The 16,130-nt window shown below is 57.1% G+C and carries 16 protein-coding genes; 8 read left to right on the top strand and 8 right to left on the bottom strand.

Going from position 1 to position 16,130, the window contains the following annotated elements; all coding sequences use genetic code 11:
• Positions 1–106 precede the first annotated feature (106 nt).
• On the top strand, positions 107–703 hold the full coding sequence (gene betI, locus ACJ8IL_RS09845; RefSeq protein WP_173888456.1) for a transcriptional regulator BetI: 597 nt from the start codon (positions 107–109) through the stop codon (positions 701–703).
• Positions 704–712: 9 nt separating this feature from the next.
• Here the strand turns inward: betI and ACJ8IL_RS09840 are convergent, their stop codons facing one another.
• The gene (locus ACJ8IL_RS09840) at positions 713–2,482 is read right to left on the bottom strand and encodes an ABCB family ABC transporter ATP-binding protein/permease (protein ID WP_414104945.1); all 1,770 of its coding nucleotides are present in this window, start codon (positions 2,480–2,482) and stop codon (positions 713–715) included.
• 181 nt (positions 2,483–2,663) lie between these two features.
• Between ACJ8IL_RS09840 and ACJ8IL_RS09835 the strand changes: the two genes are divergently transcribed.
• Positions 2,664–3,521, top strand: coding sequence for an AraC family transcriptional regulator (locus tag ACJ8IL_RS09835; RefSeq protein ID WP_173888453.1), 858 nt, complete (start codon positions 2,664–2,666; stop codon positions 3,519–3,521).
• Between the two features lie 34 nt (positions 3,522–3,555).
• Here the strand turns inward: ACJ8IL_RS09835 and actS are convergent, their stop codons facing one another.
• Together actS and ycaC are read right to left on the bottom strand one after the other, a co-directional pair.
• Positions 3,556–4,311, bottom strand: a complete 756-nt coding sequence (actS, locus tag ACJ8IL_RS09830) for an amidase activator ActS (RefSeq protein ID WP_060435022.1) — start codon at positions 4,309–4,311, stop codon at positions 3,556–3,558.
• A 188-nt stretch (positions 4,312–4,499) separates the two neighbouring features.
• Positions 4,500–5,129 (bottom strand): isochorismate family cysteine hydrolase YcaC, encoded by a 630-nt coding sequence (ycaC, locus tag ACJ8IL_RS09825; protein ID WP_025304103.1) that lies wholly within the window; start codon positions 5,127–5,129, stop codon positions 4,500–4,502.
• A 189-nt stretch (positions 5,130–5,318) separates the two neighbouring features.
• On the opposite strand from ycaC, the gene ACJ8IL_RS09820 reads away from it, so the two are divergent.
• The 3 genes from ACJ8IL_RS09820 to ACJ8IL_RS09810 all read left to right on the top strand — a co-directional run bounded on the left by ACJ8IL_RS09820 (position 5,319) and on the right by ACJ8IL_RS09810 (position 7,356).
• Complete coding sequence (locus ACJ8IL_RS09820) at positions 5,319–6,185, top strand: LysR substrate-binding domain-containing protein (protein ID WP_158523427.1); 867 nt, start codon at positions 5,319–5,321, stop codon at positions 6,183–6,185.
• Positions 6,186–6,312: 127 nt separating this feature from the next.
• Entirely contained in the window at positions 6,313–6,882 is a 570-nt protein-coding gene (locus tag ACJ8IL_RS09815) for an HdeD family acid-resistance protein (protein ID WP_043142563.1), read from the top strand.
• Positions 6,883–7,017: 135 nt separating this feature from the next.
• Positions 7,018–7,356 carry a hypothetical protein gene (locus tag ACJ8IL_RS09810; RefSeq protein ID WP_025304105.1) on the top strand — a complete coding sequence of 113 codons (339 nt, stop codon included), beginning with the start codon at positions 7,018–7,020 and terminating at the stop codon, positions 7,354–7,356.
• Between the two features lie 173 nt (positions 7,357–7,529).
• Here the strand turns inward: ACJ8IL_RS09810 and ACJ8IL_RS09805 are convergent, their stop codons facing one another.
• Both ACJ8IL_RS09805 and ACJ8IL_RS09800 read right to left on the bottom strand, forming a co-directional pair.
• Entirely contained in the window at positions 7,530–8,138 is a 609-nt protein-coding gene (locus ACJ8IL_RS09805; RefSeq protein WP_043142565.1) for an OmpA family protein, read from the bottom strand.
• Positions 8,139–8,141: 3 nt separating this feature from the next.
• Complete coding sequence (locus ACJ8IL_RS09800; protein WP_004931717.1) at positions 8,142–8,618, bottom strand: hypothetical protein; 477 nt, start codon at positions 8,616–8,618, stop codon at positions 8,142–8,144.
• A gap of 389 nt (positions 8,619–9,007) precedes the next feature.
• Here ACJ8IL_RS09800 and ACJ8IL_RS09795 point away from each other — a divergent pair, with 389 nt between their 5' ends.
• The 3 genes from ACJ8IL_RS09795 to ACJ8IL_RS09785 all read left to right on the top strand — a co-directional run bounded on the left by ACJ8IL_RS09795 (position 9,008) and on the right by ACJ8IL_RS09785 (position 12,139).
• On the top strand, positions 9,008–9,622 hold the full coding sequence (locus ACJ8IL_RS09795; RefSeq protein ID WP_442516517.1) for a 2OG-Fe dioxygenase family protein: 615 nt from the start codon (positions 9,008–9,010) through the stop codon (positions 9,620–9,622).
• Positions 9,619–10,851: a cysteine desulfurase-like protein gene (locus ACJ8IL_RS09790; RefSeq protein WP_442516516.1), complete on the top strand. Its 1,233-nt coding sequence runs from the start codon at positions 9,619–9,621 to the stop codon at positions 10,849–10,851. Before ACJ8IL_RS09795 ends, ACJ8IL_RS09790 begins: the two co-directional genes overlap by 4 nt.
• A 295-nt stretch (positions 10,852–11,146) precedes the next feature.
• Positions 11,147–12,139, top strand: a complete 993-nt coding sequence (locus ACJ8IL_RS09785) for a LacI family DNA-binding transcriptional regulator (protein ID WP_043142708.1) — start codon at positions 11,147–11,149, stop codon at positions 12,137–12,139.
• Positions 12,140–12,259: 120 nt separating this feature from the next.
• Here ACJ8IL_RS09785 and ACJ8IL_RS09780 read toward each other — a convergent pair whose 3' ends face one another.
• Genes ACJ8IL_RS09780 through ACJ8IL_RS09770 form a run of 3 tightly spaced genes read right to left on the bottom strand, consistent with a single transcriptional unit; the run spans position 12,260 to position 15,890 of the window.
• Positions 12,260–13,657 (bottom strand): c-type cytochrome, encoded by a 1,398-nt coding sequence (locus tag ACJ8IL_RS09780; RefSeq protein ID WP_060435014.1) that lies wholly within the window; start codon positions 13,655–13,657, stop codon positions 12,260–12,262.
• Positions 13,654–15,306, bottom strand: a complete 1,653-nt coding sequence (locus tag ACJ8IL_RS09775; protein WP_261127885.1) for a GMC family oxidoreductase — start codon at positions 15,304–15,306, stop codon at positions 13,654–13,656. The genes ACJ8IL_RS09780 and ACJ8IL_RS09775 overlap by 4 nt, the downstream gene beginning before the upstream one ends.
• Positions 15,303–15,890 carry a sorbitol dehydrogenase family protein gene (locus tag ACJ8IL_RS09770; RefSeq protein WP_261127884.1) on the bottom strand — a complete coding sequence of 196 codons (588 nt, stop codon included), beginning with the start codon at positions 15,888–15,890 and terminating at the stop codon, positions 15,303–15,305. Before ACJ8IL_RS09770 ends, ACJ8IL_RS09775 begins: the two co-directional genes overlap by 4 nt.
• Positions 15,891–16,130: the final 240 nt, after the last annotated feature.

Raw genomic sequence — 16,130 nt, 5'->3', positions numbered from 1 at the left:
AACATCCTATCGTCATTTATTTGACATTTTCGCAGCATATAGAGTATTGATTGACCGTTCAATCAATCAAATTCAAAGTGTGATTTGCCTATCAGTTGGGGAAAATATGTACCGCAGAGACATTCCTGAGCAGCGCAAGGAGCAGCTGATTAACGCCGCCTTCGAAACCATCAGCGTAGTGGGGCTGGCCGGCGTCACCCTCTCTCAGGTGGCGAAAGAGGCCGGGCTGTCGACCGGCATCGTCAGCCACTATTTTGGCGATAAAGAAGGATTGTTGAGCGCGACCATGCGCAAGATCCTGCGCGATCTGCGCGACGCGGTGGCCGAGTGCCGCGCTCAGGCGGCGAGCGACAGCCAGTCGCAGCTGTGCGCCATCATTCAGGGCAACTTCCACCCCAGCCAAACCAACGCTATTTCCATGCGCGCCTGGCTCGACTTCTGGGCCGCCAGCATGCACCAGCCGGTGCTGCGCCGCCTACAGCGCGCCAACGATCGGCGGCTCTATTCCAATATTTGCAGCCAGTTCCGCCGCGAGCTGCCGCTGCAGCAGGCGCGCGACGCAGCGCGCGGGCTGGCGGCGATGATCGATGGGCTTTGGCTGCGCGGTAGCCTGGCCGGGGATGACACCGATCTGCAGCAGGATTACCGCATCGCCTGCGACTACGTGATACAACGGCTCAAGGCCGCGCCATCGGCGGGGTGAACGGCAGCGTCAGTGCGGTTCCTGCTCTTCGCTGTACTGGGTTTGCCACATGGCGGCGTAGCGGCCGTTCGCCGCCAGCAGCGTCTCATGCCCCCCGCGTTCGACGATCTCCCCCGCCTCCAGCACGATGATCTCATCGGCGTCCACCACGGTGGAGAGCCGGTGGGCGATCACCAGCGTGGTGTGGTTGCGACTCACCTCGCGCAGGTGCCCCTGGATTTCGCGCTCGGTCTGGGTATCCAGCGCGCTGGTCGCCTCGTCGAACACCAGGATGGCCGGATTTTTCAGGATGGTGCGCGCGATCGCCACCCGCTGCTTTTCACCGCCCGACAGCTTCAGCCCGCGCTCACCCACCCGGGTGTCGTAACCGTCAGGCAGACCGACGATAAAATCATGGATATGCGCCAGCCGCGCCGCCCGCTCGATGTCTTCATCGCTGGAGCCGGTTTTGCCGTAACCGATGTTGTAGCGCAGCGTATCGTTGAACAGCACCGTATCCTGCGGCACGATGCCGATCGCCTGCCGCAGGCTGGCCTGGGTCAGTTGGCGAATGTCCTGGCCGTCGAGGGTAATGGCGCCGCCCTGCACATCGTAGAAGCGGAACAGCAGGCGCGACAGCGTGGACTTGCCCGCGCCGGAGGCGCCGACCACCGCCACCGTGTGGCCCGCCGGAATGGTAAAACTCACCTGCTTGAGGATTGGTCGGCGCGTGTCGTAACCGAAGCTGACCGCGTCGAATCGCACTTCGCCGCGCTCGAGGCGCAGCGGCTGCGCATCCGGGCTATCGACGATCTCACGCTTTTCCTGCAGCAGATCGAACATATTCTCCATGTCGATCAGCGCCTGGCGCACCTCGGAATAAATAAAGCCGAAGAAGTTCAGCGGCTGATACAGCTGCAGCAGGTAGGCGTTGACCAGCACAAAGTCGCCGACCGTCATCGTCCCCTGGGTAATGCCCTGCGCCGCCATGGCCATCATCACGATCAGCCCGATCGAGATAATGGCGGTTTGCCCCAGGTTGATCGCGGTAAAACTGAATTGGTTCTTGATGGCGGCGTATTCGTACAGCCGCCGCGACAGATCGAAACGCTCGGCCTCGAACGCTTCATTGCCGAAGTACTTCACGGTCTCATAGTTCAGCAGGCTGTCGATGGATTTGCTGTTGGCGTCGGCGTTGGCCTTGTTGAGCTCGCGGCGAAAACGGGTGCGCCAGCTCACCGCCAGCACGGTGAACAGAATGTAGCAGCCGACCGTCGTCAGGATCGCCAGCGCAAACCAGCCGTTCAGCATATGCCACATGATTGCCGTGACCAGCGTCAGTTCGAACAGGATCGGCACGATGGAGAACAGCAGCCGCGACAGCACCGTGGACACCGCCTGGGTGCCGCGCTCGATGGATAGCGACAGCCCGCCGGTCTGACGCTCCAGATGGAAGCGCAGGCTCAGCGCATGCAGCTGGCGAAATACCCGCACGCCCAGCAGGCGCGTGGCATTCTGGCTGACGTGGATAAACATCACGTTGCGCAGCTCCTCAAACAGCGCGCCGCCCACCCGCGCCACGCCGTAGGCGATAATCAGCCCCAGCGGCACCGCCAGCATTTTCGCCGTCTCGCCGCTCAGCGCATCGACCATTGCTTTGTAGGCCAGCGGCACCAGCGTGGTGCTGACCTTAGCCGCCACCATAAACACGAAGGCCACCACCAGATACCCCCGCAGGCGCGGGTTGTCTTTCGGCCACAGGTAGGGCAGCAGGAATTTCAGCAAACGGGAACGGTCCATCATGTAATATTCATCTTCTCGGTCGTGCTCGCGGCGCACGGCCGCGTGGGGGTTATGAGTTTGGCCTGGCCGGCGGCGAACGCCGCAGCCATCCCGTTTTCCTGCGGTGGCAACTCAGCATCATCCGTCAGGAGAAGCGGCGGCGACTCGGGCAAAGTTCAGGCATGGAGGAGACAATCACATGACCCAGACGTATGCAAAGCGCTTTGCGCAGGTCTTTGACTATATCGACCGCCACCTGGACGAGGCGCTCACCGTCGAAAAACTGAGCGAAGTGGCCCATTTTTCGCGCTTTCATTTTCAACGCCAGTTTAGCGCGTATTGCGGCATCTCGGTGTGGCGTTATATCCAGTGGATGAGGCTTAAACGCGCCTCTTACCGCCTGGCGTATAACCCGCTGGAGCCGGTGATTGACATCGCGCTGGACGCCGGTTTTCAAAACCCGGAGTCCTTCAGCCGCGCCTTCAAACAGGCGTTCAGCCAAACGCCGAGCCAGTTTCGCAAACAGCCGGCCTGGATCGATTGGCAGCAGCGCTTTCCCGAACCAAAACATAAAAGGAAACAACCCATGAAGGTAGACATTGTCGATTTCCCTGCCACGCCGGTGGCGATGATCGAACATAGCGGCCCGCCCGCGCTGGTCAACGAAACCGCCGCACGCTTTATCGAGTGGCGCAAAACCAGCGGCCTGTCGCCGGTCAGAAGCAGCCGCACTTACGGCATCGCACCGCACGATCCGGCCATCACCGACGCGCAGGACTTCCACTTCTTCATTTGCGGCGAGGTCACTGCGCCGATCCCGGAGGACAACGCCTTTGGCGTGGTGAACGGCACGCTGCCGGCCGGGCGCTGCGCGGTGCTGCGCCATCACGGCTCGCTGGATGGGCTCTCGGAAAGTGCCCACTATCTGTACCGCGAGTGGTTGCCGGCCAGCGGCGAGGAGCTGCGCGATTTTCCGCTCTATTTCCACTACCACAACTTCGTGCACGAGGTGGCGGAATATGAACTGGTGACCGATCTTTACCTGCCGCTGAAATAGCTGACATCTGGCTCCGCAAGGAGCCAGATTGACGTTAACAGGACGGCGACGAACCTTGCGGCGGCAGATAACGCTGCGGATCGAGTGCGGTAGCGCGATAGCGGATCTGGAAGTGCAGGAACACCGAATCGGTGCCGGTGCTGCCCATGGTGCCGATCTTCTGCCCCGCTTTCACATCCTGACCGTTGCGCACCAGCGTAGTGTCGTTGTGCGCATAGGCGGTAATAAAATCTTCGCCGTGCTTAATCATGATCAGGTTACCGTAGCCGCGCAGCTGGTTGCCGACGTACACCACTTTGCCCTTGGCGGAAGCGTAAATCGGCTGGCCGCGTTTGCCGGCGATGTCGATGCCCTTGTTGCCGCCATCGGCATTGGAGTAGGCCTGCACGATCCGGCCGCTGGTCGGCCAGCGCCAACAGCGGGCGGCGCCCGGCGGCGGCGTCTGCTTGGCGATCGCAGCGGAAGACGAAGAGGTTTTACGACGCGTGGCGGCGGTTTTGGTCGGCGCGCTGCCGCTCAGCCGCAGTTTCTGCCCCACTTCCAGGCTATAGGGCGGGCGTATCTTGTTGATTCTGGCCAGATCGCTGACTTCGCTGTCGGTGATCCAGGCGATGTAGTACAGCGTATCGCCCCGTTTGACGGTGTAGGACTTGCCGGTGTAGGTGCCCTTCGGCAGTTTGTCGTAGTCGCGGTTGTAGGCATTTTTACCCGAACACCCGGCCAACAACAGCCCCAATGTCAGACACGCCGCGATGCGGCGCCACCCAGCCCATTTGCTTCCTGTGCTCAAATCCAGTCCTCGGTCGTCTTTTCGGTTCTGATACGCGTCAGCCGCACAGTGTAACATTTGCGCCGGGTCAGTCAAAAAGCGGGAAAGAGGCAACTATCGGAAAACAACTGGCACGGAGGCCGCTGCGGCACGATCGGCGGGAGGAAAAATGGCGCCATAAGGCGCCAAATCATGCAGCGATGCCGGGGTTACTGTTTACCTGAGGTCAGCAAACTGAAGCTGGTCATCAGATTGCGATAGTCAGGGATATGTTGAGAGAACAGGTTCCCCAACCCTTCGATATCATTTCGCCAATCGCGGTGCAATTCGCACGCCGCGCCAAACCAACTCATCAGCTGCGCGCCGGCCTGGGACATGCGATCCCAAGCCGCATCGCGCGTAATCGCATTGAACGTGCCGGATGCGTCGGTGATGACGAAAACCTCATACCCCTCTTCCAACGCAGAGAGCGCAGGAAACGCCACGCAAACCTCGGTCACCACGCCGGCGATGATCAGTTGTTTCTTGCCCGTGGCCTTTACCGCCTTGACGAAATCTTCATTATCCCAGGCATTGATATTGCCGGGACGAGCAATATAGGGGGCGTCAGGGAACGTTTGCTTTAGCTCTGGCACCAAAGGGCCGTTCGGTCCGTTTTCAAAACTCGTGGTCAGTATCGTCGGTAAATTGAAGTATTTAGCCAGATCGGCCAGCGCCAAAACATTATTTTTGAATTTATCCGGATCCTGATCTCTAACCAGGGACAGTAGCCCCGTCTGATGATCGACTAATAACACGGCGGCCTGTGCCTTATCTAATCGGTTATATTTAAAAGTCATTCCCTTCTCCTTTATCATCAAAATCATCAAATTCCGATCGCCCCATGCATTCCAAGCATGTAGCATGCTTTCAAACGCTCCGACATCAGGCTAGCAATGAACCAGCCGGGTAAATAGAACGATTATTGGGAATGAGTATCTCACCACTGGGAAGGTCAACCTTATATGATAGATTTCAATGAGATGGTTATGTTTGCCAGAGTAGTTGAATGCGGTGGATTTCTTTCCGCCAGTAAGAAGTTTGGTATACCCAAATCGACGCTATCAAGACGAATATCCAATTTGGAAAAAAGGCTCAATGTCAGACTTATTCAGCGTTCAACGCGAAACCTCATGGTCACCGATATAGGAAAAGAATATTATCAGTACTGCCTGCAGATGATTAGCACCGCAGAGAAAGCGGAATGCCTCATTATTAACAAAAGCGAAAAACCCACTGGAAAAATAAAACTAACCTGCTCAAACATTCTCCTGGATCTTGGCCTAACGGAAGTCCTGGCGAAATTCATGCTGCAATACCCCAAGGTCAATTTGCATGTGAAAATATTTAATCGCAACGTGGATATTATTTCTGAAGGGTATGACCTCTCATTAAAACTCATCGCCGATGAACCCAAAAACAGCAACTTGGTGATGCGTCGAATTTGCGCTGTGCCCACCGCATTTATGGTCGCCCCCTCTGCAACTATTCAGTACCAAAGTATCAATACGCCCGAAGATCTCTCCAGTTTGCCAACGGTCGGGTGGTTATCGACCCATCTTCAGGCCGCCTGGACGTTTCAACAAGCCGATCGCGAAGTCAAAATAAACAACGAGTCGCGCATGGTGTGCGATGACATTCGCCTGATCAAGGAATCGATCGTAAAAGGCGTCGGTGTTGGCTGCCTGCCGCTGAAATTAGCCCGCCAGGAACTGCTCGACGGCAGCCTGAAAACGCTGCTCGACGACTGGACATTGGAACAACACAAGATTGTCGCGTTTTACCCTTCCAGACAAGGACTCCCCCCTTCGGTAAGGGCGCTGATTGATTTCATCGTTGATGAACTGGCCGAATAACACGCCGCTACCAAGCATAAACGCCACGCCGGATTTACCGCAGTGATTAAAAAGTGACTACTATAATAGAGCGTTCGGAAAAATAGAGTGCCCCCGAGGATCGCAACAAAGAGAATGGAGCTGTAACATGCTAAACCTTGATCGCAATAATCTGCCCCTCCTGAGCGAAGAACTGCTCAAAAAGCAACGCACCACCCTGCTGATCATCGCCTTCCTGCTGCTGGCGGGCGGTATAGTGTGCCTGGTTAATCCTTTCGCCTCCGGCGCGGCGCTGAGCATCGTGGTCGGCGTCCTGCTGCTGTTGAGCGGCGCCGGGCTGATTATCGCTATGATCGCCAACCGAGCGCAGAATACTTGGCCGATGATCGGCGGCATTCTGCTGGGCGTGGCCTACCTGATTATCGGCTATGTGTTCATCACCAGCCCGCTGGCGGGCATTCTGGCGCTGGCAGTGTACCTCGCCGTGCTGTTCGCGCTCGGCGGCATCGCCCGCCTGGCGGCTGGCTATATGCGCCGCGGATTGCCGGGCAACTGGCTGCAGTTCGTTATCGGCGTGCTCGATTTGATCATCGCCTGGATGCTGATCGGTTCAGGCCCGGCGGCGTCGGTCACGCTGGTGACGGCGATCGTCGGCATCGAGATGCTGGTCAGTTCCTTTGCGCTGTTCCAGGCGGCGAATCTGTTTAAACGCGCCTGACTCTACCGGCCCGCCATCGCGGGCCTCATCGCTTTCGTTGCTTCCAGACAAAACAAGGCGATACCCCCTCGGCTTGTCCGTGGTTATCTTCATCGGTAAGTGCCAATATAGGCGCAGACAAGGGAGCTGAAACCGATGACAACCCATTCCAACCCGTTGAACTCGCGGGAAGTCTGCCTGCAATTACGCCATTTTAATCAGGTAATCGGGCAACAATGCCGCAATATGGCGCGCCAAAAAACCACCTGCCCGTGCTGCCTGACGGACATCGCCACCGGCTGCGACGCCGGTATCAAACTGTGTGGACAGCAGTTGGCCAAACCCAACCCGCAAACCCCGTTATTCCGGCAGATTCGCAACTTGCTGCTCGATCTGCGCGCAGAAGCGATAGGAGTTCACAGAATAGACGTCCTGAACCGCACCAATAACGAAATATCCTGGCTGTTGCGCGAGCTGTATTTCGAGACGTTCTGACCCCGCATTTTGTCGGGGTCGCTAAAGCGAAAGCCGAAAGTGGGATACAGGCTTTTGGCGACGCGATTATGTTCATCAATCATTAACGTCACCGGCTCCACGCCCTACAAGCAGTCAGCAGGAGAGCCCGTTTAAAAGCGGCTCTGGCAAAAGAAACGTCCACCGACGCGGGGTTAACCGGCGGCAGCGGTTTTCGGCAACACGAAGTCAACCCGCCGATTCTTGGCCCGGCCCGTCGGCGTGTCGTTGGAAGCCACCGGTTCAGCCTCCCCTTTTCCCCGTTCACTCAGACGAGATTTTTCTACCCCATGTGCGATCAGCCAAACAGCCACCGCACGTGCGCGTCGCAGCGACAGATCCTGATTATATTTATCGCTGCCCACCGCATCGGTGTGCCCCTCGATCACCACGTTCCCTACCGGTTCGGCCGCGATAAATTGCGCCACCTGTTGCAGCGCAGGCTCCGCTTTAGCAGCAATCGCATCGCTGTCGAAAGCGAACAGCACATCGCTGCGCATCGATAACGTTACGGCATTTTTGCTGTCTCTGACGGAAATGTCGGCGGATTGTTTAGCCAAATCCGCTGCCTTACTCTGCAGATCAAGGACGCCGGCATTCAGCCCCGAAGGCAAACCAACCAAATCCAGCCGGGTGGCCTTAAGATCGAGTATCACCGGTTTCCCCACGGATGCCGGCTCTCCGCTGTCAGCCCATGAACCCAATGACACCAACCCAAAGGCTAACATCCCACCCACACAGGCGGCTTTCCTGAGGCCGTTCATCGCTCAACGATCCGTAATGGCTATCGGCCCGAGCGGCTCGACGTTGGCGATCGTCAGGTACACCTCTTTCACATCAGGTGGAGGCGCAGGGAAGCTGCCAAACCAGGTGGCGACATAGGGAATGCCTGAACTTGAGCTGAATGACACGCTGGGAGAGGCCAGTGGGACATTATTGCTATCGGTAAGCAGCAGGTATTTTTTATTACCCACCAGAATATAGAAGGATTTCTCAAGGCTGCTTTTATCCAGACTGCTATACAAGCCTTGCCCATTAAGGTTGTCTTTCAACCCTTTGAAACGCACTTTGATGGTCAGGATTTCACCGTGGCGCACGGCCTCGGTCACTTGCGCTTCGGCTACGCCGCTGCTGACGATCCCGGTAGCCAACGGTGTCACGGGGGGATCTTCCGCGAAGGCCATGCCGGGGAACATTATCGACGCAAACAGGCAGGAAATGACGAATTTTCTGACATGCTGCATGATCGGAGTCCTTATTCAGGGGGAATTGAAGATTGTTCTTTCAACAACCAGGCAATGCCACTGCGGTCACTCTGTCCCGGAATTATAGTAAAGCACCTCATATTCATGAGAGTTATCCCTGAAAGCGTAACCTTGGTCACGTTATGCTTGCGCATGAATTCTCCCCCCGTTAGCGCTCATTTTGCTGAATGACCCGCTTCATACCGGCATTCCCTTTCGCTCATCCTCTCTACTGTTCACCCCACTTTACGACCGCCGTCACACCGCGCCACCGCCAAATTGCGTTGGTTATAGAGTCGTCTACAATTCAATCGAATTACCCCCTACAACATCATAAATTATTATTATTAGAGGTGATTATGTTACAGAAACACGAAAACGTAATAAGTATGACTGTACTAAGCCCGCAAGCCACCCAACAGCTGATGCCATCGTTCTCCTCCTTGCCCCACACGCAACACGCCGACGGAAAATATCGCCTGCGCCGTTACTCGGTCGTCAAATACCTCAACCCCAACGTCGCCGAAGTGGGGCCGCGCACTTTCATGCAGTCGGATCAGATCAACCACTTTCAGGGCAACGTGGTGCGCCGCTTCGAACCTATCGACAGCGCCGTGTTGCAGAGCGCCGGCATGGCAGAGATGTGCAGCCTGTTTGCAGAAAGCAACGAACTGCCGGAAGGCGCCGAGATAGAGATCCACCAGATGCGCGTGGTCGCCATCGAGAAAGACACCCAGGTGGCGCCGGAAGGCATTCACCAGGACGGTTTCGACCACATCGCGATGATCGCCATTCACCGGCACAACATCGTCGGCGGTGAAATCATGCTGTATGACGACAGTCACCACGATCCCTTCTTTAAAAAAGCGCTGGCGGACGGCGAAGCCGTGCTGCTGGCGGACAGCAAACTGTGGCACAACGCCACGCCGATCAACGCCGTGAGCCCAACAGAAGAAGGCCATTTGGACCTCTTCGTCCTCACCGCGCGGGGAGAGAAAGCATGACCTTTACTCCCGAGCTCGCCCGCCGCCAGTTCAGCGCCCTGTCCCAGCACATCGACGGCAAACCGGCGATCTTTTTCGACGGCCCCGGCGGTGCGCAGGTTTCACGGGGCGTGCTGGAAAAAATGACGGATTACCTGGGGGCATACAACGCCAACCTGGGCGGCCACTACTTCTCCAGCCGAGTCACCGGCGAGGTGATGGGCCAGGCGCGGGAATCGGTGCGCGCCTTGTTAAATGCCCCGTCGGCCGACACCATCGTCTTCGGCATGAACATGACCACGCTGACTTTTCATCTCAGCCGCATCATCAGCCGCGACTGGCAGGCCGGCGATGAGGTCATCGTCACCGCGCTGGATCACTACGCCAACGTCTCCAGCTGGCAGCAGGCCGCTGCCGACAGAGGGGCCGTGGTGCATCAGATACCGCTCGAGAGCGCCGACTGCGCATTGGATGCCGCGAAAGTGTGTGAGCGCATCAATGCCAACACCCGCCTGGTGGCGGTCAGCTACGCCTCCAACGTCACCGGCAGCATTGTCGATATCAAAACCATCGTCGAAGCCGCGCATCAGGTCGGTGCGCAGGTGTATGTCGACGCCGTTCATTACGCCCCGCATAACCTGATCGACATACAGGCGCTGGGCTGTGATTTCCTGGTGTGCTCCGCCTACAAGTTCTTTGGCCCGCACATCGGCATGGCCTACATCGCGCCGCAGTGGCTGCAGCGCCTGCGTCCGTACAAAGTCGAGCCGGCCACCGACGTCGGCCCCGGCCGTTTCGAGACCGGTACTCAGAGCTTCGAAGCGCTGGCCGGCGTCGCGGCCGCTATCGAGTATCTGGCGCAGTGGGGCTCGCCCGGCGCGCCGTTAAGGCAGCGTTTGCAGGAGAGCTTCGCCGCCTACCACCAGCATGAAGAGGCGCTGTGCCGCCACTTCCTGCAGCGGCTGCAGCAGCTCGACGGGGTGCGGCTTTATGGCTATCCCCAGGCGGACAGCGCGCGCCGCACACCGACCTTCGCCCTGACCTTCAGCGGCCATACGCCTGACGCAATCGCTCGCCGCCTCGGGCAGCACAACATCTGCGCCGGCAGCGGGCATTTCTATGCGTTGGGCTTGGTGCAACAGCTGGGGTTGCAGGACGGCGGCGTGCTGCGCATCGGCATGATGCACTACAACACTCAAGGCGAGATCGATACGCTGTTCAACGTGATCGCCGAAGATATTCTCAGTTAACCCGGCCACATCGCCCGCTCACCTTATTGAGCGGGTTGAGCGGGCGAAAAGGAATCAAACTGCCCGCCTTTTCTTCCATGAGAGTCCACGGCACGCTGATGCGTGCCTTTCTTTCACTCCGTTACGAAATGTGGGGATAATGAACATACTCATGCTGGAACGGCAAAAGAAGCCGGGATCGGCGCATCGTGCGGTTGTCACCGGATACGCCGGAGGTAGCGCATTGCACGCATTCTCTTTTGACTCAGCAGTGGGCATAATGACAAACACGGTCTGGGTCAGATGAGTATGAATGGTGAAGTCGCAGCGAATTACGTTAAATGACATTGCTGTACTGGCGGGTGTAACCAAAATGACGGTCAGTCGCTATCTGCGCACGCCGGACAGGGTTAAACCGGAAACAGCTGCGCGCATTGCCGCCGTTATCGAGGAAGTCGGCTATCAGGCCGATCCCGACAATCCCGCCCTCTATTCCAATAGCCCTCCCCTCATCGGCGTTCTGGTTCCTTCTTTTAACAATCTGATATTTGCTGATGTCCTCGCCGGCATTGAATCCGTGACGTCTATACAGGGTTATCAGACGCTGGTCGTCAATTATGACTACAACAGCAAACGCGAAGAGGAGCAAATTGCCGCGATCCTGGCTTTTAAGATAAAAGGGCTGCTGCTGACCGAGTCGGTCCATAGTCTGCGGGCGGAAAAATTCCTGAAGACGGCAAAAATACCCGTTGCTGAAATCATGGGGCTGTCAGGCAATACAGATCGAATTAACGTGGGTTTTGATAATGTGAAAGCCGGCTACGATATGACCACCATGCTGCTGGCCAGCGGTAAAAAACGCATTATCTATTTTGGTTCAATGTCTGATATCCGCGATGAACAGCGTTATACGGGATACTGTCAGGCAATGGCTAACCATGATTTACCTACCGGTCGTATCTCCCCCAATAAGATCTCTTCCATTTCGATTGGAACAGGCATGATGACGCTTGCGAGCCAGATGTATCCGGATATGGATGGGATTCTCTGTACCAACGACGATCTGGCCGTGGGCGTGTTACAGGAATGTCTGGCAAACGGTATCAGCGTTCCAGCGCAAATTGCCATTGCCGGATTTCACGGTCTTGAGATCGGGCAGATCATTACCCCTCGGTTAGCCAGCGTATTGACGCCACGGTATGAGATGGGGAAAGTGGCGACAGAAATCATAATAAAAAAAATTAAAGGGCTGCCGACCATTGAACGTGTCGATCTCCACTTCCGCCTGTCGATGGGGGAGACAATATAACTTGCCCCTGCCAGTGACTTTATCACTGGCCATCATTGCCCGCTTCGCCAGAAGAGCATCACTCGTTATCCCGGCCAGAGATTCGGCCAGATGGCGCCACCCACCTGACCGAACGTCTCCTTAACGGGCCTTGCGGCGCCGGAGCCAGAATAGGACCAGCAGAATAATGACGACCGCCGCGACGGCCATGCCAGGCAGAATCATCGGCTGCGCGCGCGCCAACAGCGGTTTCGGGCCCCCGGCGCGGACTTCACTCACGTCCGCCTCAGTCACGCTCAGCGTGCTGTTGCCGTATTTCTGCAGCACGAAGTTAGCGATGTCGGCAACCTGCTTATCCGTCAGCTCTCCGACATAGGAACCGGCGCCAAAGCTCGGCATCAGTACGTGCTTACCGTCAACCCGGCGATCAACCCCCTGCAAAATGACGGCAATCAGGTTTGACGGATTGCTCGCGGCCGTGGTGGAGTTGTTGAATAGCGAAGGGTAGGCCTGGTTCAAACTGCCGCTGCCATCCGGCTGATGGCAACTGGCGCAGTAGCCGCTGTAGAGCGCCTCGCCGCTATTGAGCGTGTGGTTGGCGTTGGGCGAATTGATGCCGCGGAGATGGTGCTCAACGTTGTAATGCGCTTGACTAAAGCTATTGCCCTGGCGCTCATCGCCCTGTGACGGCACGGTCTTCAGGTAAGTCGCTATCGCCTGCAGCTGCCGGTCGGTCAGGTATTGGAAGCTGTGCTCAACGGCTTCAGCCATTGGCCCCGCCGCTTGCGCGCGCCCTTCCGCCCGACCGGTTTTCAGGTAGGCCACTAACTCCTGCTCGCTCCAGCCACCGATCCCTTCTTGGCGATCTGCGGTGATATTCGGCGCGTACCAAGAGCCCAACGATGCCCCCATCAGGAAGCGCGAATTGTCTTCCGCCATCAGCACATTACGCGGCGTATGACAGGTTCCGCAGTGAGCCGGGCCCTGCACCAGCGCGGCCCCTTCGTTCCACGCCTCACCTTTCGTCAGATCCGGGGTGAAGCGCCGATTGTCCAAATAAAGCCTGTTCCACACCGCCATGGAGAGGCGGATGTTGAACGGAAACGGCAGATCGGTTTGGTGCTTGGCCGGCTCATCGACCGGGGCAACGCCATGCATGAAATAGGTATACAGAGCGTGGATCTCGTCATCACTCAGACGGGTGTAGGCGGTGTAGGGCATGGCCGGATAGAGATACGCCCCATCTTTCCGGATCCCGGCGCGCAGCACGTCGGCAAACGCCGCTTCGGAATAGCCGCCGATACCGTATTTTACCGATGGAGTAATATTGGTGGCGTAGATAGTGCCCATGGGGGAAGCGATGCCGTACCCCCCGGCAAAAGGTTTACCCTGCTGCTGCGTATTCGTATGGCAGGCCATGCAGTCCGAGGCGATAGCCAGCGCTTGCCCTTTAGCGATCAGATCGCCGTCCTGGGCATGCGCCGCAAAACCGCTTCCCAGCAGCAGCGTCGCTGCCAGCGCGTGGGTGATTTTATTCATTTGCTCTCCAGGGCTCGAAGTACGTCATTGGCCGCCTTGAGTCCAAGCGCCGCCATCGTCAACGTGGTGTTGACAACGCTGGCTGAAACCATGGCGCCTCCACCCGGGATCCAAAGGTTGTCGTGATCGTGAGCGCGGCAATTACCGTTCACCACCGAGTTCGTGGGGTCGCTGCCCATGATCGTGCCGCCCATAATGTGGTTGTTGGCATTCAGCTTGTCGTTAATCACAAACTCTTGCGCATCGAACAAGTCGCCAATCTGCCGTAGCTGGGTTTTGACCACTTCCAGCCCTTTGCGCACGTAATCGCCGACGTCGTAGTGGATGTCCGGGCAGGCCAGGCCATGCTTGTCTTTGCGAGTGGGGCTCAGGGTCAGACGGTTGTTCGGGTCCGGCAGCGGTTCCAGGCTGATGGAGAGATCCACCGAGCGGCTGGCGCGATCGCGCACTTCATCCTGCAGCGCCTTGCCGACCTTGCCCGTTTTCAGGACTTCAAGGGCGGAGGGGATCACCCGGTTGATGTTGTTGATGATGATCTTGTTGGCGGAGTGGTCGCTGCGGAACGCGCCGTCACGATACCCCACCATGCAGCTGCTCTGCGCCGGGCCGCGGCCAACCCACAGGGCCTCTCGCGCCAGGAAGGAGCAGTGCAGGCCCGAGTGATCCATCATGTTGCGTCCCACCTGATCCGAGCTGTTCGCGATGCCGTTCGGGTTCTTTTCGTTGGCCGCCAGCAACAGCAAGCGCGGGTTCTCAATCCCATTGCAGGCCAGAACGAACGTTTTACCGATCGCCCGATGGGAGTTGTGCGCCGTGTCATACCAGTGAACGGCGGTGACGCGGTTATTGTCGTCGGTGTCAATTTTGTACACCACCGCTTCAGGGATCACCTTCGCCCCCTTGTGTTCGGCCCGTTCAACGTGGTGAATACCGTTGTACATCGCCCCGATCGGGCAAATCGGCTGGCAATTGTTATTGCCGCAGCAGGTGGGCCGTCCGTTCCAGGGCCGGGTGCTGCGGCCTTGCGGAATGGGCACCGATTTAAAACCGTGAGGATTAACAATCTCAGCAATGCGTCTGTCGCCGTAGGCCCAAGGCACCATGTCCATCGGGTAAGGCCCGCTGCGTTCCGCAGGGGACTGCCACTCCGGATTATTCGGGCCGGCAACGCCTATTTCCTCTTCGGCTTTCGCGTACCACGGTTCGATATCTTCGTAAGAAATAGGCCAGTCTCTCCCCACGCCATAGAGAGATTTCATGCGAAAATCATTGGGATGGTTGCGCCAGCAAGAAGCGGCCCAGTGCCAGGTGGTTCCCCCCACCACACGCAAATAGCCCTGTTTAAAGCCAGAGCCATTGGGGCCGGTCAGTTTGATATAGTCGTTCTCCGGGAAATAGAGCGGCGCGGTGGCGTACTCCGATTGCGGGTAAAGCCCCTGAAAATCCGACCCCGCACGATTGTGCAGTGGCATATTGCGCCAGTTTTCCACAGCCTGTGCGCGCTCAATGCGCGGGCCTGCCTCAAGTACCAGCACCGAGTAGCCCTGGCTCACCAAAGCATCCGCCATCAGACCGCCCACAATACCGGAACCGACAATGACGACATCGGCCTCTGCATCGACGGAAGCATTAATTATTGGGCTTTTCACACGCGGTCCCCATATTTTTTATCGGCTACGGCAGGCAAATCTGTTGCGGGAATGGAAGGTTGGCGAGTAACGCCCGGCGGCAAGCCGGTCCACCACAGCGGACCAAAATTGCACCAGGTCGGAACAATCAGGGCATCCTGAACCGTGCGATACATCAGCGCCTCTTTATAGGTAATCAACTGACCCTGCTCGGCGCTTGAAGGATCTACGGTTCCGGTATACCACGCGGTCACGATGGCCTGAATAAGCTCCCTCTGCCCCTGTTCAATCGCATGTCGGTTCAAGGTTTCCGCATCGGTAGCTTGCTGGCTCAGGGTGAACAGGGCGTTGAGTTGCGAGTTCAACTGCGGAAAATGTTCGCGCAGTGCGGAAAAATAGCGGGCGGAGAGTGTGACGTCCAAATCGTCAAACTCGGTAATTTTTCTCGAAATTTGCAAGAATTGCGCGTATTCAACGGGCGAGGCGGCAATTTGCGCCCGTTCGGCATAGGTTATATTTGAATAAGGCAACAGGCTGGCGGCGACGATGACGCCCACCATTTTTCCCAGCGCCTCCCTGCGGGTAAGCACGATTTGCAACGACATTGTTAGCTCCGAAATAATTCATTTTTATATAGTTTTTTTAATATCTATCAGGACGCAGGCAAACCAAAATAAAAAATTGTGCCAATGGGGAGGAACCGCATTAAAAGATCAAGGCGTTATGAGATTGGCTACATCGACTACAGAGGTAAACTCACGGCCTTTAAGGATGTAATGTGAACCTGAAGAAAATATCCCTGTAAATAATACGGCGTAATCTCTGCCGTAAATTTATTCAACCCA

Origin of the sequence: Serratia sp. CY47444 (genome assembly GCF_052168635.1) — a bacterium.
GTDB lineage: Bacteria > Pseudomonadota > Gammaproteobacteria > Enterobacterales > Enterobacteriaceae > Serratia > Serratia bockelmannii.
The sequence above is the reverse complement of the archived record's forward strand: the minus strand, read 5'-3'. Positions and strand labels throughout refer to the sequence as shown.